The organism is Buttiauxella sp. A111 (assembly GCF_014189855.1).
GTDB lineage: Bacteria > Pseudomonadota > Gammaproteobacteria > Enterobacterales > Enterobacteriaceae > Buttiauxella > Buttiauxella selenatireducens.
Genome location: NZ_BJFN01000001.1, coordinates 621,858 through 646,408, shown reverse-complemented (window position 1 = coordinate 646,408; position 24,551 = coordinate 621,858). Strand labels below are relative to the sequence as shown.

Sequence of the window (24,551 nt, the reverse complement as noted above, 5' to 3'; positions counted from 1 at the left end):
CGAATGGAAAATATGAAAGACTTAACCCTGCGTTATTACGACACCGAATTGCGCTATCTGCGCGAGGCGGGAAAAGAGTTTGCTCAGACGCATCCCGATCGGGCGGCGATGTTAGACCTCGATAAACCCGGCACACCGGACCCTTATGTAGAGCGCATCTTTGAAGGTTTTGCCTTCTCAATGGGGCGGTTGCGCGAAAAGATTGATGACGACCTGCCGGAGTTCACCGAAGGGCTGGTGAGCATGCTGTGGCCGCACTATCTGCGCACCATTCCGTCGTTGTCGATTGTGGCGCTCTCCCCGGATGTTCCGGCGATGAAAATCGCCGAAGTGGTCCCTGCGGAGATGGAAGTGTTTTCCCGTCCTGTCGGGCCGAAAAATACCGTCTGCCAGTACCGCACCACCCGCGATATGGTACTCAACCCGCTTGAAGTCGCCAAAGTGGTGATGGCGACCGAGCCGGACGGGCGTTCGGTGCTGCGCGTGCGCCTGGCGTGCAGTACACAGGCGGACTGGTCGCAGGTGGATTTGAAGCGCCTGAGCTTTTATCTGGCGGGTGATGCGCCGGTCAGCAGCGCGTTGCATTTAGCACTGACCCGTCGCCAGGCGGCACTGTATCTGCGTCTGCCGGGGCAGACTGACCGCATTCGGCTCGATGGCTGGTTCTCACCGGGCGGTTTTGCCGATGAAGATTTGCTGTGGCCGAAAGGGGAGAGTGCGTTCAGCGGTTACCAGTTGCTGCTGGAGTATTTCACCTTCCGCGAGAAGTTTATGTTTGTGAACCTCAACGGGCTGGAGAACATCACCCTGCCTGCGGGCATTGAGTGGTTCGATATTGAAGTGGTGCTGAACAGCCAGTGGCCTGGTGATTTACCGGTGACTGACGATGTGCTGCATCTGCACTGTGTCCCCGTCATCAACCTGTTCTCCATGGAAGCCGACCCGCTGATTATTAACGGGCTGGAAAGCGAATACCTGTTGCGTCCGCGTCGTTTGCAGGACGGGCATACCGAGATTTATTCGGTGGATTCGGTGACCGGTTCGAGCCGCACGTCGGAAGCCTCCTACGTACCCTTTACCAGTTTCCGACATCGAGGCGGGATGCAGCGCCGTCATGCGCCGGAGCGTTACTTCCATACCCGCGTCAAGCGAGGAGTGACCGGACTGCATGATACCTGGCTTATCCTCGGAGGCGTGCATTGGGAAGCCGATCGTGAGTTTGTGCGCGAGGCGGTGTCGCTGAAAATCACCGGGACCAACGGCCAGTTGCCGCGCAAGGCGCTGCAAAGCACGCTGCTCGACTACTGCGAAGCGGTGCTGCAGACGCCACTCAAAGTGCGCAACCTGTGTAAACCGACGCTGCCCGCCTATCCCCCTGCGGAAGACCGTTTTCAGTGGCGGGTGCTAAGCCACCTCGGTTCCAGCTACCTCAATCTGATGAGTAGCGCGGAAGTCCTGCGCGGCACGCTGGAGCTGTACAACTGGCAGGGTGATGAGCTGAATAACCGCCGTCTGGACGCCATCCTTGAAGTGCGCCATCACCAGGTGCAGCGTTTCGAGAAGGGCTTTTTGCTGCGCGGTATTGATATGGAAGTGACGATTGACGGCAATGGCTTTACCGGCGAAGGAGATATTCACCTGTTCGGCGAAATGCTCAACCGTTTCCTGGCGCTCTATGCCGATATTCACCTGTTTAACCAACTCACCCTAATCGTTCAGCCCAAAGGCAAATGTATCCGATGGAAAGAGAACCACAATCAGCGTCTGCCCGGCTAATTGAGCAGATGCGCGATAAGCTGCCGTACACGCAGTTTTATCGCTTCTGTCAGTTGCTCGAGCAGAGCCAGCCGGACGCGCCCGCACTGGGCAGCCACTGGCAGGTCAAACATGATCCGGTGCGTTTTCGTCCGCATCCCGGGATGGGGTTTCCGGCCAGCGAGTTTAAACGGGTGGAATTCCCGGACCAGCCGCACCTGCCGCCGACCATTCGCACCACCTTTATGGGCCTGTACGGCGTGGAATCACCGCTGCCGACGGCCTATATCGACGACATCACCCAGCGCCGGGAAGGGTACGAAGCGGTTAGTGATTTTCTGGATATTTTTAATCACCGGATGATCACCCAGTACTACCGCATCTGGCGCAAGTATTCGTATCCCGCCACCTTTGCACCAGGCGGTACGGACAGAACCTCGAAATATCTGCTGAGTCTGTGCGGGTTGGGGATTGAGGGGAGCGCGAAGCATATTGCCACGCCGGTTTCCCGTTTCCTGGCGCTGACCAGCATGATGCGCCTGCCGACCCGCACCAGCGAAGGTGTGGTGGCACTGGTTCAGCTACTTGCGCCGGATACGCAGGCTACCGTCATTGCGCACGACCGGTTGCGCATCCCGTTGCGTAACCAACTGGCCATGAGCGCGCGCCAGCCCGTCAGCATGCGCAGCAGCCCGGTGATGGGGACCCACGCGGTGGATGTGAACAGCCAGATATTACTGAGTCTGAAAACGAACAATGCAGATGAAGCCCGTGAATGGCTGCCCGGTGGGCAACTGCATACCGATTTGCTGGCCTTACTGCATGTTTACCTCGGCTCGCGCCTGCATGTGCGCCTGCAACTCTCTGTTTTACGCAGCCTGTTACCGGATGCACAGCTTTCCTGTCAGCCGCAAGACAGCGGCGTGCTATTGGGGCGTACCGCGGTAATGCGCACGCAGCGCGCGGTTGCCACTACAAAAAATAACGATGAACTTATTACGATTAACCTGGGCCGCTGGCAGCGCGTTCAGGAAAATCTTCACCGGAGGGAGACCGATGAACATGGCGACTATCGCTGGTAAAACTTGTTACATCCTGTTGGCGCTGGCCATCACGGCAACCCTGAGCGGTTGCGGGCTGACCCAGAAAGTGACCGACAGCACCGTCGCGGTGACGAAATCCATTTTCTACAAGCAGGTAAAAACGCTGCATCTGGATATTCGGGCGCGCGATGCGGTGAACAACAATGCGAACGGTGCACCGCTGGCGACGGTGGTGCGCATCTACCAACTCAGAGACCGCAAGGTGTTTGACGGTACGGATTATCCGTCGCTGTTTGCTGATGACAGCCAGGCGATTAAAGCTGACCTGGTGGCGGAGAAAGATATTCGTATTCGTCCGGGCGGTGCCGTCAGCTTCGATGTACCTCTGGATGAGACAGCCCAGTATGTGGCAGTGGCAGGGCTGTTTCTGGCACCTGATGTCACCAATAACACCTGGCGACTGGTGCTGAGCCGTGACGATCTCGACCCGGATAAGGCCCGCCAGATTGAGCTCAATAATCAGGGGATGACCTTGCTGCCCCTGAAGGATAAATGAGATGGCACAACCTTCTGTCTACGAAATGCTGACCGGTAATTTCGCCGGAGGCCTCGAGCTGCGCGACATCAGCGAAGAGAATCAGGTCATTATGTCGGTGCTCGATAACATGCAGCGTATTCTCAACTGCCGGGCGGGCAGCCTCAGCCATCTTCCGGATTACGGTCTGCCGGATATGAGCAAAATCCTGCAGGGAATGCCCGGCACCGCGCATTCGCTGCTGACCATGCTTTCGGGCACGCTGCTGAAATACGAACCACGCCTGAAAAGTCTGAACGTCATTTTGTTGCCACAAAGCGAACCGGGACATCTCGAATACGCGATTGATGCGGAATTAAAAGGTGTTGGTCTGGTGCGCTACGGCACAGCGTTTATGCCAGAGGGAAGGGTGCTGATGCGACACCTTAAACAGCAGAGCTACATTAATACCCGGATGTAATGGGCTGTGTCAGCCAGGAATCGATGGAAGACTGGCTGTAAGGTACCAGTACCAATCCTACCCGCAACGAGTACAGAACTTATGGCAGTAAATATTAACGATCGCCGCCCCATCGCGACTCGCGATAAACCGTGGGCAAAAAAAAGTGCACTGTGGCTAAAAAACAAGGGCATCACGCCAAACCAGATTTCACTGGCCAGTTCCGGATGCGCGCTGCTTTCCGGCCTGTGCTTTTTACTGGCCTTTAATTTTTCATCCTGGTTCATCAGAGACGGCCTGTTGCTGCTGGCGGCGGCTTTGATTCAGGGGCGACTTATTTGCAATCTGCTGGATGGCATGGTGGCCGTAGAAGGAGGGCTGGCGACACCCGCCGGGCCGGTCTACAACGAACTTCCGGACAGGCTGTCCGATACGCTGATTTTCGTTGGCGTTGGGTATGGCCTGAATGAACTCCCGTTCGCCGGAACACTGGGCTGGATTGCGGCATTGCTGGCGCTGATGACCGCATATCTGCGCCTGCTCGGAGGAACCTGTGGTCTTCGCCAGCACTTTTTAGGGCCGATGGCGAAGCAGCACCGGATGGCATTACTGTACGGTTGCACTCTGCTGGCGCTTTTTCTCCCGACTCACTACGGGCAAAAACTGCTTTTCCTGTGTCTGGCGGTTATTAGTCTTGGTTCGCTTTTCACCTGCTGGAGGCGTGGGAAACGCATTCTGGATGAGTTGCATCAGAACGCGGTGACACAGGAGAAAACAGATGAGTAATGTTGCGAAGTCCAGCCTGGATAGTCGACTGGTGGCAGGATGTCTGATTCGTGTCTGCCGTTTGCTCACGGGCGTGCGTGCCCGTTGGCTTGCTCCTGTACCGGATAAGAGCCTGGTCAGAATTTATTATGCCAATCACACCAGCCATCTTGATGGCATTGTGATTTGGGCCAGTATGCCTGCTCAGTTGCGATCTGCTGTTCGTCCGGTTGCCGCGGCGGATTACTGGCTGGCAACGAAACTACGTCGCTATATCGCCCGGCGTATTTTTAATGCCGTCCTGATTAAGCGTCTCCCTTCCGCAGAGCAGGGGAGTCAGCCCAATAACGCACTGGCGCTGATGAGTGAAGCGCTCAATAACGCGCAGTCGCTGATTATTTTCCCGGAGGGGACGCGGGGAAATGGCGACGAAATTTCAACGTTCAAAAGTGGTCTCTTGCATCTGGCTCGGATGAATCCCGATGCACAACTGGTGCCTGTCTACCTTGAAAATCTGAATCGCGTGCTGCCAAAAGGTTCCCGTCTGGTGGTGCCGGTATTGTGTTCCGCCACTTTTGGTGAACCCATCTGTTCGCCGCAGGAAGGGGAAGAAAAAGCGGCATTTTTGCAACGCGCCAGGGAAGCACTCGAGGAACTTAAATCATGAATTTTCAGGACAAGGCGCTGGTCTATCTGCTGGCGGGATTATTTGGGTTGCTGGTCTTTGCCAGCATCACTGGGTTCATTATTGAAAAAGCCAAAGGCCGAACGCCGGTTATTGTGAACCTCAATGCCCGCATTCGTGCCTGGTGGATGATGTGTCTGCTGTCGGTGGCGGCGATGTGGTTTGGACCCATTGGGTCAACATTGTTGTTCGCGATAATGTCACTGTTGGCTTTAAGGGAGTGCGTCACGCTGACCCCCACCCGACGTGGAGACCATGAAGCACTCTTCTGGTGTTTCTTCATTATCCTGCCGGTGCAATATTTACTGGTCGGCATGCAGTGGTACGGTGTCTTCGCCATTTTTATTCCGGTGTATGCGTTCTTATTTATTCCGACCCGAATGGCTCTGGCCGGAGATTCGCATAACTTCCTCGAGCGAAGCGCCAAAATACAGTGGAGCATGATGATTGCGGTGTATTGCATCAGCTATGCGCCCGCCTTACTGATGCTGCCGATCCCGGGGTATGAACATCAGAATATTAAGCTACTGTTGTTCCTGATGATTGTCGTACAGATATCGGATGTTTTGCAGTATGTCTTCGGCAAACTGATGGGGAAACGGCCCATCGCACCTCGTCTGAGTCCCAATAAAACCATTGAAGGATTTGTCGGTGGCATTGCCTCGGCAACGCTTGTCGGCACGCTGCTCTGGTGGGTAACGCCTTTTGCTCCGTGGCAGGCGGCACTGATTTCTCTGGTGATAACTCTGCTGGGATTCGCGGGCGGGCTGTGCATGTCTGCCATTAAACGCGACCGTGGCGTAAAAGATTTTGGCGCCATGATTGAAGGCCACGGCGGCATGATGGACAGGATTGATTCGCTTTGTTTTGCCGCGCCGGTGTTTTTCCATCTGGTCCGGTTTCATTTCACCTGAAACCTGTGTTGAACCGCTGTCTTTACCCCCCTACCTCCCTGTTTTTAATAAAAGGATGTTGCTTTGATGATTCGATTTTTCCAGTGGCTGACGGTGTGTGCCAGTGTGCTGTTCTTGTCCGGCTGTGGCTATAACGATATCCAGGCCAGCGATGAAGCGGTCGATGCGCAGTGGTCGGAAGTTCTCAACCAGTATCAGCGTCGGGCTGATCTTATCCCGAGCCTGGTGGCCACGGTGAAAGGCTACGCCAGCCATGAAGAGTCTGTTTTTAAAGATATTGCGGATGCCCGGGCAAGAATTGGCAGCGTCAGTCAGGGGCAACATGCGCCAAAAAACGCTCAGAATATGCAGGCCTACCAACGCTCGCAGCAGGAGCTAAGTTCAGCTCTCTCCCGCCTGTTGGTCATCAGTGAACGCTACCCGGAGCTGAAAGCCGATACGATGTTCACCAACCTGATGGTTCAGCTCGAAGGCACCGAAAACCGTATCGCGGTCGCGCGTCATCGCTATGTACTGGCGGTGCAGGAATATAACCTGCAAATACGCCAGTTTCCAGGGGTGATCCTCGCCCGGATCATGGGCTATGAAAGGAAACAAAATTTCCAGCCGAATGATATGGCAAAAGTGACGACTGCCCCGACGGTTGATTTTTCAACTCCGCGTCCGGTGCAGCAATGAAGCGCCTGATGTGGGTTGCACTGGCTCTTTTGTGGCCTCTGATGACTCAGGCAGAACGGACGGTGGCTTCTGATATTGCCCTGCCAGCACAGGTGGCAGTTCCCCAAATGACACAGACAGAACAGGGGGCTGTTCCTGAGATGTCACCGGAACAAGAAGAGGTCGCGGCGCCTGAGATATCCCAGGCAGAAGATGTCTCTGTCCCTGAACTATCACCTTCAGGCCAGGTTGCTGTTCCTGACCTGCGTCAGCGGGTGACGGACACCACGGGTACGTTATCTGCCGAGGCCAGCGCTGCGCTGACGCAGTCACTCGCACAGTATGAGCAGAGTACAGGGCATCAGCTTGCCGTACTGATGGTGGAGTCGACGGGGGAAGAGACCATTGAGCAGTATGCGACCCGTGTGTTCGAAAGCTGGAAGCTGGGCGATAAAAAGCGTGATGACGGTTTGCTGCTGATTGTGGCAAAAGCTGACCACACGCTACGTATTGAAGTGGGCTACGGACTGGAAGGTACCGTGACGGATTTGCAGGCAAGTCAGGTGATCAACCGCGATATCGTGCCGTATTTTAAACGGGACGATTATGCCGGGGGGATCGAGTCGGGCGTGGACTCGCTCATTCAGATGTCGACGGATCCGGCATTTGCCGCATCCTATGCTGATGTCGGGGAAACGTCGGACTCAACGGAGAGTGGCGTTGATTCTATAGGCGCATGGTTATTCGGCGGGTTTATGCTGATGCCAATAGTGCCAGCGCTGTTTTTCCGCAAGTTTAGTCCTTTTAAGCGATCGCTCTTCAGTAGCCTGATGGTGGCCGCTGCCGTGCTGGTGATTAGCCGCGATGTTGTCATGGCGGGTATCGCCTTTCTGGTTTGCCTGGTGCTGTATATCGGTATGACGCGGGGCGGTCGTTCAGGCGGAGGCAGGGGCGGTGGCAGCAGTGGTTCGGGTCGTTCAGGAAGTGGATTTAGCAGAAGAGGCGGCAGCGGTGGAGGATTCAGCGGGGGAGGAGGGAGTAGCGGAGGCGGTGGTGCATCAGGCCGCTGGTAACTCACCCTGTTCATCCTCGTTTGCCCTTTTTCAGGTAACACACGGCCAGTTTTTCTATTCTGACGATGAGTCCCATTATGCACGACGTACAACCCCGCCCGGTAAAAACCGGCAGTGACCCGCGCACGCTCGCGGATTTTATCGCCCTGCGCGAAGAGATGGCGAAACTCTCGCATCCGGCACGCCCGGATGTGGACTGGAAACAGGCGGAAGCACTGTCGCTCTCGCTGTTCGAACGTAATGGCGTGGAGTTGCAGACCGGCGCCTGGTACACCCTGGCGCGTTGCCATCTGGCCCGCGTCAGTGGGATGAACGAGGGGCTGGCGATACTCAACGCGCTGCTGAACTATCAGTGGGCGCAGCTCTGGCCGCAGCCGGTGCACGCGCGGGCTGAAATCCTCAATGGCCTGTTTCAGCGCCTGCAGACAACGTTCCGTACCTTTTCACTGAGCCACAGCGATGTCCCTTCGCTGATGCAGGCGGAAAATCTGCTGGCGACACTCGACGATGTGCTGACCCGTCAGGCGCTGAAGCATGCCTGCCAGACTGTGCCGCTGATGCAACAGGTACACAATGCGCGGGTCCGGCTGGAAAACAGCGCGTCACCGGAAGAGGCAACGGCGGCCATCGCGTTGCCGCCGCATGCGTGGGTTTCGCCGTCCGCGCTGGATACTGCGCCGCACATCAGCCGTCAGGTGTATGTGTTACGCCCGGAGCCGGAAGTGAAGGTGGAAGTGGTGCGCGAAACGCTTCCGTCGCCGAAGCGCTGGCCGGTTTTTGCCGCCGGGGTCGTCTCGGCGCTGGTGTTCGGCGCGCTGGCGCTGTGGGGCTGGTACACGCTGCATCCGGCTGATAATACTCTGCCTGTGACTTCCAACGACGCTGCGCTGACCGGGCTGGGGCAACAGTCACCCGTCTGGCTACAGGACTACGGCTTTGCGCTGGCCGCAAAGGCAGCACCTGAAGAGCGCGACAGACTAAAAGCGCAGTGGCAGCAGCGTATCGCCGGAAATGCTTTGCCTCCCGAGGTGCTCTCCGGCTGGCATCAGGGGATGGAAGGCTTAAATGAGATGACCCGCCGTCTCAATGAGCTGGATGAACGCAAGGGAAAATACCTGACTGGCTCGGAGCTGAAATCAATGGTGTTTGCGATAACTCAGAACTTTGGGAGGTCAGTTCCTGCGGAGGAGCAATTATACTTACTGAGCCAGACGCCGCAGGGTACCACGTTGCCCCCGGCGTTGGTTTCGCAGACGGAACAGCATCTGGAACAGCTACTTAACCGTTATACCCTGATTAAACAGCAAGTCGAAACACCATAACCCTCCTGCCTCAGGCACCACAGAGCATCTGTATAAACTCCACTTCACGCTGTAACGGCTCTATGGACATTGTCATCATTATTGCCGGGATATTGACATCCCGGGTGCAAAGGAAAATGCATTATGAAACCCAAAAATAAGCGAAGCGCGTATCACCTGGTCGCTGAGGAAGCGCGTGCTGAAGAGCGGCTGCGCAATTACCGGCAGGCATATGGACTGTGGACGACCGCGTCCTCACTGGCGGTAGACGAAACCAACCGGGTCTGGGCTGATGCCCGCAGCGAATATTGCCGCCAACGAATGTCATTAGTCAGCAAATAGTCCGTACTTCCATTTTGAGTTAAAAGGAAATTTTATGAACGAACGTGAATTACCGGTCGCGGGCCAATCCGTCTGGCGACTCATCTCTGTTTTGCTGGGGGTGGTGATGATGTGGTTTGGCGCGATGCGCTTCTGGCCCTTTATGACCGACACCATGGCCGCCTTGCTGGCGCAGTATGACTGGTTGCCCGCGGCCTCCATGGCCCATTCCGTGAGCATCGGCGTCGGTGCGATTGAGGTCGCGATTGGCCTGATGTTGCTGGTCCCTCATGAGACGGTTCGGCGCTATGCCGGGCTGGCGGCGGCGCTGTTCTGGTTCTCCGCACTGTTCTTGTTGATTGGCAAGCCGATGTATCAGCACACTGATGTGTATTCCGGTTTCCCGGTGATTGGTGGCGGGCAGACGCTGCTCAAACATCTGGGTATCGCGGCGTTAGGGCTGGGGATTTTTGCTTTTCAGCGTCATGCTCGTTTATATCGCGCGGCGGTACTGGGCCTGTGGCTGGGGCAACTGCTGGTGTTGTTGTGGATAGGGGGCATGAAATTTACTGCCGTGGAAGCGACAGGTGTCAGCCATCTGATGAAAACGAGCCCGTTCTTCTCCTGGCTGTATAACTTCTGCACCATTCAACAAGCCTCCATTGTTATCGGGCTGACTGAACTGGGCACAGCGGCACTGATGCTCTTCTGGCCATGGCGTCCGAATATTGCGCGTCTGGGTTTCCTGGCGGCGATCTGTACCTATCTGCTGACCAACACCTTCCTGTTCAGCTTACCCGGCTGGCAGTCGGGTTACGGCTTCCCGTTTATTGGCCGTACCGGGCAGTTCCTTATCAAGGATGAATTATTATTACTGGGGGCGCTGGTGCTGTTCCTGACGCCATTCGCCAGCATCTGCTGCAAGAATGTAAAGTCAGGCACCTGAGTCCTGGTGAATGCTGCACGCAAACAAAAAAGCCCGCTTAAGTTTCCTTAAGCGGGCTCTCGAATTTGGCTCCTCTGACTGGACTCGAACCAGTGACATACGGATTAACAGTCCGCCGTTCTACCGACTGAACTACAGAGGAATCGGTTAACGGGGCGCATAGTAACGAGCGCCCACTGGGTTGTCAAAGGCTGTTTAGATGAAACGTGTTTGATTGCTGATTTAATCAACAAAAAGAAGAAAAGAGCCGCAAATGCGCGGCTCATAAAGGGTTTTATGCCCGTTGTGCCCTGACCGGTGCAGTCGCTTCAATCAACCACGGGCGAGCGTCACTTGAGACAAGCGGCGATAATGTTTCGCGTACTTGCTGGTGATAATCATCAAGCCAGGCAATGTCTTGTTCGCTCAGCAGGGATAAATCGACCGCGCTTAAATCGATCGGGATCAGCGTCAGCGAGGCAAATTTACAGAAGCCTGGTCGTGAGGCGACAACTTCAACCTGGTTTTCAATGCGAATACCGTGGCTTCCGGCGAGGTAATATCCAGGTTCGATAGTCAGAACATTGCCGGGTAACATCGGCCATGGATTCACTTTCTTCGCCATACGATGTGGGTTTTCATGAATGAGCAAGCAGTGGCCGACACCGTGACCCGTGCCATGGTCATAATCCAGACCCAGTTCCCATAATGGACGACGAGCAAACGCATCGAGTTGATGCCCTTGCGTGCCTTGAGGGAATTGCAGTGAAATCAGCGACAAGAACCCTTTTAACACGGCGGTGTAATGCAGGCGACGTTGACCGTCAAGTTGCCCGAAGTTCAATGTCCGCGTGGCATCGGTGGTGCCGTTGTAATACTGGCCACCTGAATCATTCAGGTAAAACTCTTTACTGGTGATCGCAAAATTGGTTTCTGGTGCGCTGTGGTAGTGGCACATTGCTGCATTACTCGCAGCCGCGGAAATCGTACCAAAACTTTGTTCCCAGAAGTTTTCACACTGCTGGCGGAAAGTCAGCTGCTTTTCCTGGGCTTCGAGTTCTGTAATCGGGTTGCCTGCGGCTTCACGCAAGGGGACTTCATGACTCAACCAGGCGAGGAAATTCACCCATGCCGCGCCATCTTCCACGTGGCTTGAACGATACCCTTCCAGCTCGACGCTGTTTTTATTCGCTTTCATCAGCGTAACAGGATCGGCCAACCATTCGATTTCACCCCCTCCTTGTTCAACGGCAAAGCGTACCGCAACCGGAGTATTATCACCATCAAGTAAGAAGCGTTTTCCCGCCGCAAGCTGCTTACAACGCGGCAGAAACGCATCTGCACTGTGTGTCTTAAGCGAGTCCAACAATCCGCTATCAAGCTGTTGCAGCTTGGCTTCATCGACAAACCACTCTACGGCACCGTCGTTTTTAATCAGGGCGAAAGAGAGTGGCACTGGGCTCATGGCGATATCTGAACCGCGAACATTCAACAGCCAGGCAATGTTGTCAGGCAAGGTGAGGGCAAGGTAGTCCACACCTTCACGCGTCAGGGCTTCCGCGACACGTGCACTTTTGGACGCGGTTGATTCACCGCTAATCTCAACGGGCATAGGATGAATCACGCCGCGCGGTGCTGCCGGGCGCTCGGTCCAGATTTTATTAATAGGATCATCGTTGACGGCCACCAGGTCACAGCCGCTGGTGCGCAGTTGTTCATACTGGTTGTTAACGATAAGCATCGGTTCAAATGCAATACGTTGACCAGAAGGTAAGTTTTCGCGCATCCAGAGGTGGATGGGTTCATCGTGCAGGTGATGAATTTCAAACTCGCTGAGGTTAACTTGCTGGTGCGCCTGAACCTGGTAGCGACCATCAACAAACAGCAGTGCGCGGTCGGCCAAAATCAGAGCCAGCCCCGCTGAGCCATCAAAACCACTGATAAATTCAAGCTTTGCGTCAAAGGGGGCACAGTATTCACTTTGATGCGCATCGGCACGAGGGATAAGCATGCCATCAAGTTCGCGCTCTTTAAGCAGGCTGCGTAACGCAGCCAGAGGTGATGTGTGTTGCATTTTTATTCTCTTATCGGAAAGGTGGCTCGTTAAAGGTACGTAGTTTGCGCGAGTGCAGGCGTTCGCCTTCAGCTCGCAGGAGGTCAATGGCGCATATACCGATTTGCAAATGCTCCGAAATCGCCCCTTCATAGAATCGATTGGCCTGACCCGGCAGTTTAATTTCGCCGTGCAGCGGCTTATCTGAAACGCACAGCAATGTGCCATAAGGGACGCGGAAGCGATAACCTTGCGCGGCGATGGTGGCACTCTCCATATCAATAGCAACCGCACGGCTCAAGTTGAAACGCAAGGCTGAAGCTGAATAGCGTAGCTCCCAGTTACGATCGTCAGTGGTGACGACTGTTCCTGTACGTAAGCGCTGTTTAACTTCTTCACCCGGCATTCCACTCACCAGTTTGGTGGCGTCATACAGTGCGCGTTGTACTTCAGCGATGCTTGGAATCGGAATGTCGGGTGGCAGCACGGCATCGAGAACATGATCGTCACGCAGATAGGCGTGAGCCAGCACATAATCGCCAATTGACTGGCTTTCACGCAGGCCGCCGCAGTGGCCAATCATCAGCCAGGCCGCTGGGCGCAATACCGCAAGATGGTCGCAAATATTTTTGGCATTCGATGGCCCAACACCAATGTTAATCAGCGTGATACCTGTACCGTTGGCATCAATCAAATGCCATGCTGGCATTTGGTGTTTTTTCCAGGCGAGATCAGAAATGGCCTCTTCAGGTGCCTGGCTGTCGGCCGTTAACCACACGCCACCGGCGCATGAAAGCGCGACATATGGGCTTTCCGGATCAAGAATTTGCTGGCAACCCCAGCGTACAAATTCATCAACATAGCGGGTGTAGTTGGTGAACAACACGAATGACTGGAAGTGCTCAACCGGTGTGCCGGTGTAGTGACGCAAACGGGCCAGCGAGAAATCGACTCGGCGTGCATCAAAATGCGAAAGCGGATAGTACTCAGTCGGATGGAACAGACCATCCGCCGTTTCATCACCAATTTGCGACAGTTCGGTTGTCGGAAAATGACGAGGCAAACCGGCGCTCATCGAACGGTCTAACGACAAGCTTGAGCCATCAATCACATACGGATACGGAATTTCGTGCAGCGATAAACCTACTTCAATCTGCGCACCATAATCTTCATACAGTAGGGTTAATTGTTCGGCGAGATAATGGCGAAACAGTGCAGGGCGGGTGACGGTGGTTGTGTAGCTGCCGGAATGGGTGAAGCGGGCATAAGCGCGTGTTTTGTTGGGATGGTGAATAGTGCCATCCCAGCTGACGCGTAATTCCGGGTAGACAAATAATCCTGCGGCACGTTTTTGTATTTCGGGTAAGGTGCCGTTTTCAACGTACTGGGCAATGGCCTCGCGCAATGCGTTGACCGAAGCATCGTACAGCTCCTCTAATTTATCGAGGGCCTGATTCGGGGTAAGGGCAGTGTCGGCTGTCTGATGCGTCATCTTATCTCCTTATCCTGCTGATTATACGCAGGGCTGTTTCGATAGTATGTCATCGACGGGAGAGAACGGAAGGGGCGGGAAGAGAAAAGCAAGAAGCCTGCTAAACCAGGCAGGCTTCTGAAATAGGGCCACTGACAGCATGCGGGATGCAACTGTCAGTGTTTTCCGGGATATGAATTATATCCGTTCAACTTTTGCCGGAAGCCCCTGCCTTACCGCTGCCCCAGAGACCCAATCCAGCCAGGTGTTGGCTACCTTACGCGTAGGGTCGGCAAACCCCAGATCGTTAAGGTTAATCCCTGCTTTTATCTGTGCATCAAACGGCATGGGTTCACCGTCCAGATAGTGTTGAGCAGCACCCATCTCCCGGTGCCCATATCCGTGCTCAATGGCAATGACACCAGGCATCACGCCGTTAAGCAAACTGATCTGCGCTTCAACCTGCCCACCCGGTGTGGTGATGCGAACAGTGTCGCCATGGGCCAGACCGTAGCGCTTGCCATCTTCAGGATTCAGCGCCACCAGGTTAGTGGGTTTGAGATGATGTAACCGTGGGATCACGGTAGAAGCGCTGGCCATGGTATTGGATTTAAAAGAAATCAGCTTCAGTGGCCACTGCTGCACCGGGAAAATCTCCTCCATAGCGCGCCCATCAGAAAGCCGTGAAGGATACCAGGCAGGACATCCACTATAACGTTCACCGGTTATCGCGTGACGATGAGCGGCGACGTCCGCATTCCAGATTTGCAGCGGTTTTTGCCAAATATTGCCGACACTGTTGTCCACGCGCCCGCTGCTGTCCGGCGCAAAACGCCCGCCTCGGGAATAGATAAAGGCGACGCGACTGACTTCATCCGGTTTTAGCGTCTGCTCAATCACCGGCAGAATACGCTGCACACCCGTCAGCGTCACATCCTCTTGCCTGGCTTGTGCGACGGGCGTTTTGCCCATATACGCGATGTTTGCGGCAATGCGCAGATAGTAATCTTCCGCACGATTGAGCGGGTAACCGTTGCCCTGCGCATCGGTAATCGCATTGTCACCGAAACCAGGCAGTTTCAGGCGCTTTGCCACGGCGATGCAGAAGGCTTCCATTGATACTGGTTGCCCATCGGCGGTTTGGCTTGTCGCGCTAGCAACGATAGGCCAACGGGCGGTGGTGGCTTTACTGGCGACACCCGCCCACGGAGCGCTAAATCCCCAGCTTTCAAAATTGTGCGTGTCCGGAACGATATAATCCGCCAGAGCCGTGGTTTCATTCATGAATGCGTCAATGGCGATAAACAGCGGCAGACGTTTGGGATCTTTCAGCTTCTCTTCCGCCACGGCCCGTAACCCAGGAATGCCATAGAACGGGTTGGTCATATTGGAGATCCACGCTTTTAGCGGGTAAGGGTAGCCCTCCAGCGCGGAGGTGAGGAGTTCGGTCAACTGCCCTGCAACGAAGGGGTACCACGGTGCTTTGGCCGGGAACGGGGAAACCCCAGCAGCCAGCTTATCCTGATACTCTTCGGAGGATTCATAGGCCGTTTTGCTGCGCGCGATACTCAGCCCCTTCGGTTTTACCTTGCCGGGGAAGCTGTCCATGTTATAGCGCGGGCCATCGGTCGCACCGTTAAATTTACCGCCCCCGACAAAGACGCCGCCTTCCAGACTGAGATTACCAATCAGCGCGTTGAGCATCATGACGGCCCAGGCGTTGTAAAACCCGTTGCCAGCCATCATGCCGCCATGGGTAATAACGGCTGCTTTACGTCCGTGGCGGGTAAAGGTATCTGCCAGCGCCGCAATTTTCACCTCTGACACGCCGCATTGTTGGCTGTATTGCGCCAGTGTGAGTTTATTGGCCGCCTCTTTAAGCAACTGAAATCCACTTTTTACGGTGACGATTTTGCCGTCAGTCAGCGTGACCTGTTGAGCAACAAACAACTGCGCGCGCGGGCAACCGCTGGCGGCAACAATCTCGTTGTCTTCGTTCAACACTACAGGTTCGTTTGCACCATCAGCCGACAGGTGAGCCAGAGTCAAATGTTGCCCGGCAAGTTGCGGGAGTTCATCGGTGATCACCAGATGCGTGGCGTTGGTCCAACTTTTTTCGCCTGCCTGCTGCATGGCTGTTGCATCAGGAATCGCAAGGTAATCTGCGTTATAACGTTGTTTTTCGATGATCCAGCGGATCAACCCCATAGCCAGCGCTGAGTCACTGCCGGGGATAACGGGCAGCCAGTGACCGCGATCGTCAGCCAATACCGTGGTTAGCGGTAGAGCTGGGGCGACGACAACATACTGAAAATTATCACGCAAACGTGCGCTGGACAGTTGTCGGGCCTGGCGTTTAAAAGGGTTCCCGGACTGTGCCGGAGAGGTGCCCATAAATAGCGCAAATTCGACATGATCCCAGTCAGGTTTGACGTGCGGGTTTTTATCCAGATCGCCCATCAAGGCACCGGAACCGGCCCGATAGGCCAGGCCGCAATAGGCACCGTGCGCCCCGAAGTTTTTGCTGCCGAAGCTATTAAGAGCAAAACGGCGAAGGAACGTATCGCGTCCGTCATCACTGGTATTGGTGACCAGCAATTGGTTCGTTTTCGGGCCAAACCCAGGGTGTTTTGGGTCTATAGGCGTCGTTGGAGCATACAGATCCCGCAAACCCTCTACATGCCCCTCGCCAAACAGATCGCCACCTTCCACGACCTCCTCAATCAGCTGCTCAAAACTGATGCGCTGCCATTTACCTTCCCCACGTTTTCCGACGCGTTTCATCGGTTCCAGAATACGCAGCGGGCTGTACAGGCCTTCCATCAAAGTCGCACCGCGTGCGCAGGCGGTGGAGCGGGCGTCGAGGCCGCTTTCTCCCGCCAGCTTTTCCATCGCTTCGGCAAACGGGACGGAGGCATTAATGTGATGTTCATGGGATAACGGGTGATAAGGATTGCCTGCAATTCGCAGTACTTTTCCTTTTTCGCAATCGACCCTGACCCGCACGCCGCACTGCGTCCAGCAGCCAAAGCATTGCGTCATGGAGATCACTTGTTGCGGATTTTGCTGCCATTGGGGTTGTGCGTGAGCCTCGGGAATCAGCGCATTAGCAAAGATGCGGTCGCGGGTTATCTTGCCGGAGGTTCCGTTTCGCAAACCGTCAATGGCACGCTTTGCAACATCCCGATAGCTCAGTCCAAAGGTCACCATTCCGCCCAGAGCAAGGCCGACTTTAAGCCACTGACGACGGGTTAAATTAGCCATGTTGCATTCTCCTTGCGAGTCCGTTCACGGTTTCACGAACAATAATGAGTAGCACTATCCACAAACCAAAAGTGCCGAGGATGGCGAGCCAACCGTCGGTGCCTGCGGGCAGTGAATATGGATTAAATTGCGCGTTAAATTTTGGTACGGTCTGTACCTGAATCAGTAAGGTCCAGCGCATCAGCCAGCACAACGCCATTGCACTCAACGCCTGCAAAATACGTAATGGCATCGATAACGGCTGGTACAAAGCCACGCAGCCAATTCCCAGCGATATCAACCCAAGTACGGCCCACCCGGCTGCGTAGTATCTGGCTGAGGACGACACGGTAAGCCAGTCGCGGATAGCCACCCCGGACAACGTATCGCCGGTAACCCAAATAGTGACAACGATAGCAAGTAGCCCCAACGTCCAGATCTGCGCCAGAGCCAGTTTTCGCTGTAACGCCCGTTCATCACCAAGTGAAACGACGAGCAGGGCAAAAAAGGTCTGGAAAGCACTGAGGAACATAACGAACGGAAACGCGTAGCTAAACCAGATGGGACGGGCATGCACAACCGAGACTTCACGACCGGTATACGTCAGCAATCCTACTGCGAGTAAAGCGCTTGCCAGCGCCAACCATTTCGTCACGCGGTAGCTTTTTTGAGTAAAACGCTTGAGTTGTTGTGCAAGAAACCACAAGCCCAGAACCCCGGTAAAGAGCGGCAGAAACAGTGCGCCCCACGGCATCCACGACCAGGGCGTTGGATAAGCGTAGAAATGCCAGAAGCGGGCGGTTTGATGCAGATCCGCCGTGAGCGCCAGAGGTGCGGTGATGGAACACGTTAAGGCAATCAGCAGTGTCAGGTTTTCAAGTGTTGCCGACTCTTTTTTACGCCAGTGAAGAACGCAGGCAAACAGGGCGGCACAGGTGGCAATGCCGATGAAAAAGAAATACTGCACCGCCCAGGGAAGCCAGCTTATCTCCTGCGGACGTGTCAGCACTTCCTCGATAATCAGAGAAGGGTTCATTTAAACCTCCTGCCAGAGTGCGGATTGCGCGCGTCCCATCAATGGGGTGACGAAGGCTTCATCCAGACCTAAATAGAAAACATGGGGCTGGGTGCCGCTTTCGGGCTTCAACACCTTGATGGCGTCGTGGTTTGCGTGAAGCATTTGCGAGATACGACTGTTGGGATCCTTCAGGTCGCCGATAATACGAGCGCCGCCGACGCAAGACTCCACACAGGCGGGGAGCAATCCGGCTTCCAGACGGTGGACGCAGAAGGTGCATTTATCGGCGGTTTGGGTTTCGTGATTGATAAAGCGTGCGTCATAGGGACAGGCTTGCACGCAATAAGCGCAGCCGACACAACGTGTGTTGTCAACGACCACAATGCCGTCTTCCCGCTGAAACGTCGCCTGAACGGGGCAAACGGGCACGCAGGGCGGATTATCACAATGGTTGCACAGGCGGGGCAGCAGCACGTTGGTGACGCTCTGTTCGCCTTCAAGTCGCACCTGATATTGATTTACATGGGTGCGAAATTCGCGCTGTGGTGTCTGGTTTTCAATAGCACAACTGACCGTGCAGGCCTGACAACCAATACAGCGGCGCAAATCGATGAGCATGGCATAACGATGGTGTGCGGACCCTTCATGTCGTTCAGGAGAGAAGGGGAATTTCGCATGAGCCAGCGGCACCAATGAGGCACCCGCACTCAGAATGCCCAATTGCTGGAGAAACTGCCGTTTACTACTGTCCATATTTTCCCCCGTCGTGATGCAACAACAAAACATTGGTCACGTCATTGACTGACTAGTGATGTATAAAAAATGTCTATGATTTACAGTGTAAAAATCATGGAGGGGCGGCTCTATTGTGGTTAACCACATACCCGGCTTGTTGTTGATCTAAAACATAATCAACAAGGATATTTCGGTGAACGGCATACAGATGAGATGCCTGGCATTATTGATGTCAGCTGTCATGATGAGCGGTGTGGCATGGGCGCAGACGTGGAGTATTGGCATTCTGGCGATGCGTGGAGAGGTGTTGACGCGAAGCCACTGGCAACCGTTAGAGAGACTGCTCAATCAACAAATACCCGGCGAGCAGTTTCATATCCAGGCGCTGGATTTGCATCAAATGCAGGAAGCGGTTAACCGCAAAACGGTACAGTTCGTGGTGACCAATCCGGCGCAGTTTGTGCAACTGAACAGCCATTCACCGCTGCGTTGGCTGGCTTCTTTGCGTTCTGGTCGCGGTGGTCAGGCTGCGAGCAATGTTATCGGCAGTGTTATCCTGACCCGGCGCGACAGTGGGATCGAAAACGTACACGATCTGATCGGCAAAACCGTAGGCGCGATTGATGCGCAGGCTTTTGGCGGCTATTTGCTGGGGTATAAGGCGCTCAGTGATAACGGCATTCGCCCGGAGCGGGACTTGAATTTGCGTTTCACAGGTTTCCCGGCCGATGCGCTGCTCTATTTGTTACGCGAAAAAGCCGTTCAGGCGGTGATTGTACCGGTATGCCTGCTAGAAAATATGGATGAAGAGGGACTGGTCCATAAAGAAGATTTTGTCGCGGTGTTAAACCATCCATCCTCAATTCCCTGCTTAACCAGTACGCCGCTTTATCCCAACTGGTCATTTGCGGCACTGCCGAGTGTCAGTGATGAACTGGCGGATCGCGTCACGAAAGTTTTATTTAATACACCGCAGGACTCGCCTTTTCATTGGGGGGCCCCGGCTTCTACAAGCCAGGTCGAAACGTTGTTACACGACGTGCGTCAGCACCCACAGCAGCGGCATCTGTGGCTGGATATCAAAAGCTGGCTGATACAACATCAATGGGTGATGGGCACAGTGGCGCTGGTTCTGCTCATGCTCACGCTAAATTATATCTGGGTCATGCTACTGGTACGGCGGCGCGGTCAGCAGATAGAGCGTAATAATGTTCAGCTTCGCCAACAGGAGCAGGCGTTGGAAACGGCAAGGCAAATGAGCGTGTTGGGGGAGATGACCTCCGGTTTTGCCCACGAACTGAATCAACCGCTTTCTGCTATTCGCCATTATGCCGAGGGATGCCTGATCCGCCTTGAATCTCAAAATGAACACCACCCGCTACAGACGGCACTGAAAGAAATTGCTAGTCAGGCCCAGCGAGGGGGCGACACACTGCGAAATCTGCGCCATTGGGTTAGCCAGGCGCAAGGTAACCCGGTCATGACGGAAGAGTGGCGATGCGTCAACATTCGTGACGCTATTTTGCACGTCTGGCAATTATTGCGCATGGCGCAGCACTTTCCGGCGGTAACGCTGGAGTTGGACGTGAATGCAAGGCAGACCCTGTATTTGCCGCCAGTTCTGCTTGAACAGGTGTTGGCGAACCTTATCCTGAATGCGGCACAGGCAGGTGCAAAAAAGGTGTGGATTGTGGTGGAGCATAAAGACGAGGGTGCGCGAATCACCTTACAGGATAATGCCGGAGGAATGGATGACGAGTTATTACGTCAGGTTTTCCAACCCTTTATGACGACCCGCGATGAGGGGATGGGGCTAGGGTTGGTGATTTGTCAGCGTTTGGTTCGTTATGGCATGGGAGAAATCACTATCAAGAATCAAAGGGCCGCAGATGGTCAAATGGGTGTGGCTGTAATGTTAGATTTTCCGCGCAGGGAGGAGCAAAAACGCGATGGCGAGAATTCATTTACTGGATGACGATGTGGCGGTAACCCAGGCCTGCGCATTTTTGCTTGAAAGCCTGGGGTATGACGTTTTCTGCTGGAATGAAGGGGCGAAGTTTCTGTCTCAGGCTGATCTGTATCAGACGGGGGTCTTGTTGTTGGATATGCGTATGCCGGGTATGGATGGTCAGGTTGTGCATGAGGAAATGTTGCAACGCGGCAGTACGCTGGCGGTGGTATTCCTCACCGGTCATGGTGATGTCCCAATGGCTGTGGAGCAGATGAAACGCGGCGCGATAGATTTTCTGCAAAAGCCCGTTTCTGCAAAACCGCTTCAGGTTGCGCTGGAACGTGCGCTGCTCGCTTCTGCGCAGACGTTCGATAGGCAAAAGATTGTCGCTTGTTATCAGCAACTCACACCAAAAGAGCGAGAATTAGCGGGGCTGGTGGCAAACGGGTTAATCAACCGTGAGATTGCCAACGCAATGAACATTGCGGTACGAACGGTGGAGGTACACCGCGCCAGAGTGATGGAAAAAATGCAGGCGGGCAGCCTGGCTGAACTGGTGAATCGACTTCAACAGGTACGGGAGTCATTTCTGTTGCTGAGTTGAAGGGGGATAAAACAGTTAAATCTGCACAAACAAAAAAGCCCGCTTAAGTTTCCTTAAACGGGCTTTCGAATTTGGCTCCTCTGACTGGAATCGCCTTTGCCAGTGGCCTTTGCGTGATAGGTATCGGTTGTTGGGGCACTCACTTTCGCCAGTAACCCCTGTTTATTTTATACCCCAAGACGGTCGCGCAGGCTGTAGTAAGCCGCCCCCATTGCGGTAAATGGAATGCGGAAAGTGCGGCCACCCGGGAACGGGTAGTGCGGCAGATTCGCAAAGGCATTGAAGCGTTCTGCATCACCGCGCAGCAATTCGGCTATCAGACGGCCCGCCAGATGGGTATAGGTGACACCATGGCCGCTGCAACCCTGACTGTAATAAATATTGTTATCCAGACGGCCAACCTGTGGCAGGCGCGACAGCGTCAGCAGGAAGTTGCCGGTCCAACTGTAGTCAATTTTCACCCCTTTCAGCTGCGGGAAGGTCTTCAGCAGATTTGGCATCACCAGACGCTCAATGTCTGCCGGATCGCGAGCGCCGTACACCACACCGCCACCGTATAGCAGACGGTTATCTGCGGTCAGACGGTAGTAATCCAGCAGATAGTTGCAGTCCTCCACGCAGTAATTATTTGGGATAAGCGAACGCGCAACTTCCTCGCTCAGCGGTTCAGTGGTCAATACTTGCGTACCACATGGCATACTGCGTTTCGCCAGTTCCGGCTCCACTTTATCGCCCAGATAGGCGTTCCCCGCCACAATCACATATTTCGCCGTCACTTTGCCTTTAGCCGTATTCACCACCGCCGGGCTGGTGTGCTGAATGTTAGTCACCGGTGATTGCTCAAACACCCGGCCACCGTTCAGGCGGATGGCGTTCGCTTCGCCAATCGCCAGATTCAGCGGATGAATATGGCCGCCGCTGTGATCGAGCAGTGCGCCGACGTATCTGTCGCTGTTCACTTCACGTTTCAACTCGTTAGCATCCAGCAGCTCAAGATGGGTGTTGCCGTAGCGCTCCCAGTTGGCTTTTTGCTCTTCCAGCTTTTCTAACTGCTTATGATTCATCGCCACAAACAGGCCGCCCGGGCGATAGTCGCAATCAATCTGGTAGCGTTTGATGCGTTCACGAATAATTTCGCCACCTTCGAACATCATGCTGCCGAGCATTTTTGCCGCGTCAGCACCATAGGTGCGCTCAATGACATCGATGTCGCGGCTATAAGAGTTAACTAACTGACCGCCGTTGCGTCCGCTGGCACCGAAGCCGATGCGCGCGGCTTCGAGCAGCACCACGTCGTAACCCATTTCAGACAGCTGCAGCGCCGAAGACAGCCCTGTGTAACCACCGCCGACCACACACACGTCACAAGTGACGGATTCGGAAAGCTGAGGAAAAGGCTCGTACTGATTGGCGCTTGCCGCGTAATAACTGCTGGTATGTTCAGTCATGATTAAGGCTCCAGTGAAATCCAGATGGTTTTCAATTCGCTAAATTTTTCTAATGCGTGCAAAGACTTATCGCGCCCGTTACCGCTTTGTTTGTAACCGCCAAACGGCACCGTCATATCGCCATCGTTATAGTTATTGACGAAAACGGAGCCTGCTTTCAGGCGACGGCTCATGCGGTGCGCCCGCGACAGATCGCGAGTCCATACGGCGGCTCCGAGGCCATAATCGCTGTCGTTGGCGATTTCCAGTGCTTGTGCCTCGGATGTGAAGCGGGTGATGACCAGAACCGGCCCGAAGATTTCATCACGGCTCACGCTGGCGGTGGGGCTGGTATCGAGGAAAATCGTCGGTCCAATCGCGGCAGGGTGTTGACCGCTCCGGCCATCCAGCGCCAGTTTTCCCTCGGTTTCGCCGTTACGAATAAAACTGTGTACGGTATCAGCGTGGGCGTTATCGATCAGCGTACCCATGGTGGTATTCGGGTCGAGTGGGTTGCCTGGCTGCCAGTTTTTTGCCTGCTCTTTCAGGAGTTCGATAAACTCATCGGCAATGCTTTCTTCCAACAACAGGCGCGTCCCGGCGATACACACCTGGCCCTGGTTGTAGAAAATCCCCGCAGCAGCCGTGGCGGCGGCTTTTGTTAAATCCGGGCAGTCGGCAAACACGATATTGGCGCTTTTACCACCGGCTTCCAGCCAGACACGTTTCATGTTGCTATCGCCTGCGTCTTTCAGCAGTTGCTTACCGGTGCGGGTAGAACCTGTAAAGGTGATAACGTCCACATCCGGATGCAGGGACAACGCCTGGCCTGCTTCGTGGCCAAATCCTGGGATGACGTTAAACACGCCGTCGGGCAAACCGGCTTCTTTCGCCAGTTGCGCCAGGCGAATGGCGGTCAAAGGGGATTTTTCGGAAGGTTTGAGAATCACGCTGTTACCCGCAGCCAGCGCCGGGCCGAGTTTCCAGCAGGCCAGCAGTAATGGGAAGTTCCACGGCACGACGGCGGCAATAACACCCACAGGTTCACGGACGATCAGCGCTAAATCATTAACCCCCGTGGTGGCGACTTCACCGTAAACTTTATCAATCGCTTCGGCATACCAGCGGATGGCGCGGGCACTACCGGGAATATCATCACGCAGGCTATGGCGAATAGGCTTGCCGGTATCCAGTGTCTCCAGCAGCGCCAGTTCCTCGTGATGCTGTTCCATTAAATCTGCCAGCTTATTTAATACGGCTTTACGTTTGGCGGGCGAGGCCTGCGACCAGTCGCCGCGCTCGAAAACATCACGTGCCGCGCGAACGGCAATATCAACATCGGCTTTTTTACCCCGCGCAACCTGTGCCTGGGTGCGTTGTGCTGCCGGGTCGAAAATGTCGAAGGTACTATTATCCTGAGTCGGACAATATTCACCGTTAATAAACAAACGGGTTTCTATCGCGATATTTTTCGCTTTTTCCTGCCAGTAGTTCAGATTCTGAAAGTCCATGCCAACTCCTTATAACTCAATAAGATAATCGATTTTCCTTGGTTGCAGTCGTCATAATCTGGCTGCAAGATGCCCCAGGAAATAAATCCTGTAAAAAGCATCGTATTAAGGTGGCCTGAGCAACT

General features: G+C 54.6%; 21 protein-coding genes and 1 tRNA gene. 14 read left to right on the top strand and 8 right to left on the bottom strand.

Going from position 1 to position 24,551, the window contains the following annotated elements:
• Positions 1 to 12 precede the first annotated feature (12 nt).
• The 12 genes from tssF (at position 13) to BSPA111_RS02860 (ending at position 10,434) form a co-directional block, all read left to right on the top strand.
• On the top strand, positions 13 to 1,776 hold the full coding sequence (gene tssF / locus BSPA111_RS02915) for a type VI secretion system baseplate subunit TssF (RefSeq protein ID WP_183269692.1): 1,764 nt from the start codon (positions 13 to 15) through the stop codon (positions 1,774 to 1,776).
• Positions 1,740 to 2,837, top strand: a complete 1,098-nt coding sequence (tssG, locus tag BSPA111_RS02910) for a type VI secretion system baseplate subunit TssG (protein ID WP_183269691.1) — start codon at positions 1,740 to 1,742, stop codon at positions 2,835 to 2,837. The genes tssF and tssG overlap by 37 nt, the downstream gene beginning before the upstream one ends.
• The gene (gene tssJ, locus BSPA111_RS02905) at positions 2,818 to 3,354 is read left to right on the top strand and encodes a type VI secretion system lipoprotein TssJ (RefSeq protein ID WP_183269690.1); all 537 of its coding nucleotides are present in this window, start codon (positions 2,818 to 2,820) and stop codon (positions 3,352 to 3,354) included. Before tssG ends, tssJ begins: the two co-directional genes overlap by 20 nt.
• A 1-nt stretch (position 3,355) precedes the next feature.
• On the top strand, positions 3,356 to 3,793 hold the full coding sequence (tssE, locus tag BSPA111_RS02900) for a type VI secretion system baseplate subunit TssE (protein WP_373925614.1): 438 nt from the start codon (positions 3,356 to 3,358) through the stop codon (positions 3,791 to 3,793).
• Positions 3,794 to 3,874: 81 nt separating this feature from the next.
• A complete protein-coding gene (locus BSPA111_RS02895) occupies positions 3,875 to 4,558 on the top strand; it encodes a CDP-alcohol phosphatidyltransferase family protein (protein WP_183269689.1) in 684 nt (227 codons plus the stop codon).
• Positions 4,551 to 5,204 (top strand): 1-acyl-sn-glycerol-3-phosphate acyltransferase, encoded by a 654-nt coding sequence (locus BSPA111_RS02890; RefSeq protein ID WP_183269688.1) that lies wholly within the window; start codon positions 4,551 to 4,553, stop codon positions 5,202 to 5,204. Before BSPA111_RS02895 ends, BSPA111_RS02890 begins: the two co-directional genes overlap by 8 nt.
• Positions 5,201 to 6,136: a phosphatidate cytidylyltransferase gene (locus BSPA111_RS02885; RefSeq protein WP_183269687.1), complete on the top strand. Its 936-nt coding sequence runs from the start codon at positions 5,201 to 5,203 to the stop codon at positions 6,134 to 6,136. Before BSPA111_RS02890 ends, BSPA111_RS02885 begins: the two co-directional genes overlap by 4 nt.
• A gap of 66 nt (positions 6,137 to 6,202) precedes the next feature.
• Positions 6,203 to 6,814 (top strand): LemA family protein, encoded by a 612-nt coding sequence (locus tag BSPA111_RS02880; RefSeq protein WP_183270279.1) that lies wholly within the window; start codon positions 6,203 to 6,205, stop codon positions 6,812 to 6,814.
• On the top strand, positions 6,811 to 7,866 hold the full coding sequence (locus BSPA111_RS02875) for a YgcG family protein (protein ID WP_221200552.1): 1,056 nt from the start codon (positions 6,811 to 6,813) through the stop codon (positions 7,864 to 7,866). Before BSPA111_RS02880 ends, BSPA111_RS02875 begins: the two co-directional genes overlap by 4 nt.
• A 65-nt stretch (positions 7,867 to 7,931) precedes the next feature.
• A complete protein-coding gene (locus BSPA111_RS02870; protein ID WP_255459222.1) occupies positions 7,932 to 9,188 on the top strand; it encodes a VasL domain-containing protein in 1,257 nt (418 codons plus the stop codon).
• 123 nt (positions 9,189 to 9,311) lie between these two features.
• Positions 9,312 to 9,509, top strand: coding sequence for an ANR family transcriptional regulator (locus tag BSPA111_RS02865; RefSeq protein ID WP_183269686.1), 198 nt, complete (start codon positions 9,312 to 9,314; stop codon positions 9,507 to 9,509).
• Between the two features lie 34 nt (positions 9,510 to 9,543).
• A complete protein-coding gene (locus BSPA111_RS02860; RefSeq protein ID WP_183269685.1) occupies positions 9,544 to 10,434 on the top strand; it encodes a DUF417 family protein in 891 nt (296 codons plus the stop codon).
• Positions 10,435 to 10,500: 66 nt separating this feature from the next.
• Here the strand turns inward: BSPA111_RS02860 and BSPA111_RS02855 are convergent.
• The 6 genes from BSPA111_RS02855 to ttrB form a co-directional block, all read right to left on the bottom strand.
• Positions 10,501 to 10,576, bottom strand: a tRNA-Asn gene (locus BSPA111_RS02855).
• 132 nt (positions 10,577 to 10,708) lie between these two features.
• Positions 10,709 to 12,487 carry an aminopeptidase P family protein gene (locus tag BSPA111_RS02850; RefSeq protein ID WP_183269684.1) on the bottom strand — a complete coding sequence of 593 codons (1,779 nt, stop codon included), beginning with the start codon at positions 12,485 to 12,487 and terminating at the stop codon, positions 10,709 to 10,711.
• A gap of 10 nt (positions 12,488 to 12,497) precedes the next feature.
• On the bottom strand, positions 12,498 to 13,958 hold the full coding sequence (locus BSPA111_RS02845; RefSeq protein WP_183269683.1) for an AMP nucleosidase: 1,461 nt from the start codon (positions 13,956 to 13,958) through the stop codon (positions 12,498 to 12,500).
• Between the two features lie 177 nt (positions 13,959 to 14,135).
• Positions 14,136 to 17,201 (bottom strand): tetrathionate reductase subunit TtrA, encoded by a 3,066-nt coding sequence (gene ttrA / locus BSPA111_RS02840; protein WP_183269682.1) that lies wholly within the window; start codon positions 17,199 to 17,201, stop codon positions 14,136 to 14,138.
• Positions 17,194 to 18,216 carry a tetrathionate reductase subunit TtrC gene (gene ttrC, locus BSPA111_RS02835; protein WP_183269681.1) on the bottom strand — a complete coding sequence of 341 codons (1,023 nt, stop codon included), beginning with the start codon at positions 18,214 to 18,216 and terminating at the stop codon, positions 17,194 to 17,196. The genes ttrA and ttrC overlap by 8 nt, the downstream gene beginning before the upstream one ends.
• The gene (gene ttrB, locus BSPA111_RS02830; protein WP_373925613.1) at positions 18,217 to 18,951 is read right to left on the bottom strand and encodes a tetrathionate reductase subunit TtrB; all 735 of its coding nucleotides are present in this window, start codon (positions 18,949 to 18,951) and stop codon (positions 18,217 to 18,219) included.
• A 190-nt stretch (positions 18,952 to 19,141) separates the two neighbouring features.
• On the opposite strand from ttrB, the gene ttrS reads away from it, so the two are divergent.
• Both ttrS and ttrR read left to right on the top strand, forming a co-directional pair.
• Entirely contained in the window at positions 19,142 to 20,908 is a 1,767-nt protein-coding gene (ttrS, locus tag BSPA111_RS02825; RefSeq protein WP_373925624.1) for a tetrathionate respiration histidine kinase TtrS, read from the top strand.
• Positions 20,883 to 21,488: a tetrathionate respiration response regulator TtrR gene (gene ttrR, locus BSPA111_RS02820; protein WP_183269679.1), complete on the top strand. Its 606-nt coding sequence runs from the start codon at positions 20,883 to 20,885 to the stop codon at positions 21,486 to 21,488. Before ttrS ends, ttrR begins: the two co-directional genes overlap by 26 nt.
• A 167-nt stretch (positions 21,489 to 21,655) precedes the next feature.
• On the opposite strand, the gene BSPA111_RS02815 is transcribed toward ttrR, so the two are convergent.
• Positions 21,656 to 22,936 (bottom strand): FAD-binding oxidoreductase, encoded by a 1,281-nt coding sequence (locus BSPA111_RS02815; RefSeq protein WP_183269678.1) that lies wholly within the window; start codon positions 22,934 to 22,936, stop codon positions 21,656 to 21,658.
• A gap of 2 nt (positions 22,937 to 22,938) precedes the next feature.
• The gene (gene puuC, locus BSPA111_RS02810) at positions 22,939 to 24,426 is read right to left on the bottom strand and encodes an aldehyde dehydrogenase PuuC (RefSeq protein WP_183269677.1); all 1,488 of its coding nucleotides are present in this window, start codon (positions 24,424 to 24,426) and stop codon (positions 22,939 to 22,941) included.
• Positions 24,427 to 24,551: the final 125 nt, after the last annotated feature.

Excerpts from the sequence above, each read along its gene's own strand:
- BSPA111_RS02890 (WP_183269688.1), top strand. The coding sequence starts at position 4,551 with ATGAGTAATGTTGCGAAGTCCAGCCTGGATAGTCGACTGGTGGCAGGA.
- ttrC (WP_183269681.1), bottom strand. The coding sequence starts at position 18,216 with ATGAACCCTTCTCTGATTATCGAGGAAGTGCTGACACGTCCGCAGGAG.
- BSPA111_RS02865 (WP_183269686.1), top strand. The coding sequence starts at position 9,312 with ATGAAACCCAAAAATAAGCGAAGCGCGTATCACCTGGTCGCTGAGGAA.
- BSPA111_RS02815 (WP_183269678.1), bottom strand. The coding sequence starts at position 22,936 with ATGACTGAACATACCAGCAGTTATTACGCGGCAAGCGCCAATCAGTAC.
- tssJ (WP_183269690.1), top strand. The coding sequence starts at position 2,818 with ATGGCGACTATCGCTGGTAAAACTTGTTACATCCTGTTGGCGCTGGCC.
- BSPA111_RS02880 (WP_183270279.1), top strand. The coding sequence starts at position 6,203 with ATGATTCGATTTTTCCAGTGGCTGACGGTGTGTGCCAGTGTGCTGTTC.
- ttrS (WP_373925624.1), top strand. The coding sequence starts at position 19,142 with ATGAGATGCCTGGCATTATTGATGTCAGCTGTCATGATGAGCGGTGTG.
- tssG (WP_183269691.1), top strand. The coding sequence starts at position 1,740 with ATGGAAAGAGAACCACAATCAGCGTCTGCCCGGCTAATTGAGCAGATG.
- BSPA111_RS02850 (WP_183269684.1), bottom strand. The coding sequence starts at position 12,487 with ATGCAACACACATCACCTCTGGCTGCGTTACGCAGCCTGCTTAAAGAG.
- BSPA111_RS02875 (WP_221200552.1), top strand. The coding sequence starts at position 6,811 with ATGAAGCGCCTGATGTGGGTTGCACTGGCTCTTTTGTGGCCTCTGATG.
- BSPA111_RS02895 (WP_183269689.1), top strand. The coding sequence starts at position 3,875 with ATGGCAGTAAATATTAACGATCGCCGCCCCATCGCGACTCGCGATAAA.
- tssF (WP_183269692.1), top strand. The coding sequence starts at position 13 with ATGAAAGACTTAACCCTGCGTTATTACGACACCGAATTGCGCTATCTG.
- ttrR (WP_183269679.1), top strand. The coding sequence starts at position 20,883 with ATGGCGAGAATTCATTTACTGGATGACGATGTGGCGGTAACCCAGGCC.
- BSPA111_RS02885 (WP_183269687.1), top strand. The coding sequence starts at position 5,201 with ATGAATTTTCAGGACAAGGCGCTGGTCTATCTGCTGGCGGGATTATTT.
- BSPA111_RS02845 (WP_183269683.1), bottom strand. The coding sequence starts at position 13,958 with ATGACGCATCAGACAGCCGACACTGCCCTTACCCCGAATCAGGCCCTC.
- BSPA111_RS02860 (WP_183269685.1), top strand. The coding sequence starts at position 9,544 with ATGAACGAACGTGAATTACCGGTCGCGGGCCAATCCGTCTGGCGACTC.
- ttrB (WP_373925613.1), bottom strand. The coding sequence starts at position 18,951 with ATGGACAGTAGTAAACGGCAGTTTCTCCAGCAATTGGGCATTCTGAGT.
- ttrA (WP_183269682.1), bottom strand. The coding sequence starts at position 17,201 with ATGGCTAATTTAACCCGTCGTCAGTGGCTTAAAGTCGGCCTTGCTCTG.
- BSPA111_RS02870 (WP_255459222.1), top strand. The coding sequence starts at position 7,932 with ATGAGTCCCATTATGCACGACGTACAACCCCGCCCGGTAAAAACCGGC.
- tssE (WP_373925614.1), top strand. The coding sequence starts at position 3,356 with ATGGCACAACCTTCTGTCTACGAAATGCTGACCGGTAATTTCGCCGGA.
- puuC (WP_183269677.1), bottom strand. The coding sequence starts at position 24,426 with ATGGACTTTCAGAATCTGAACTACTGGCAGGAAAAAGCGAAAAATATC.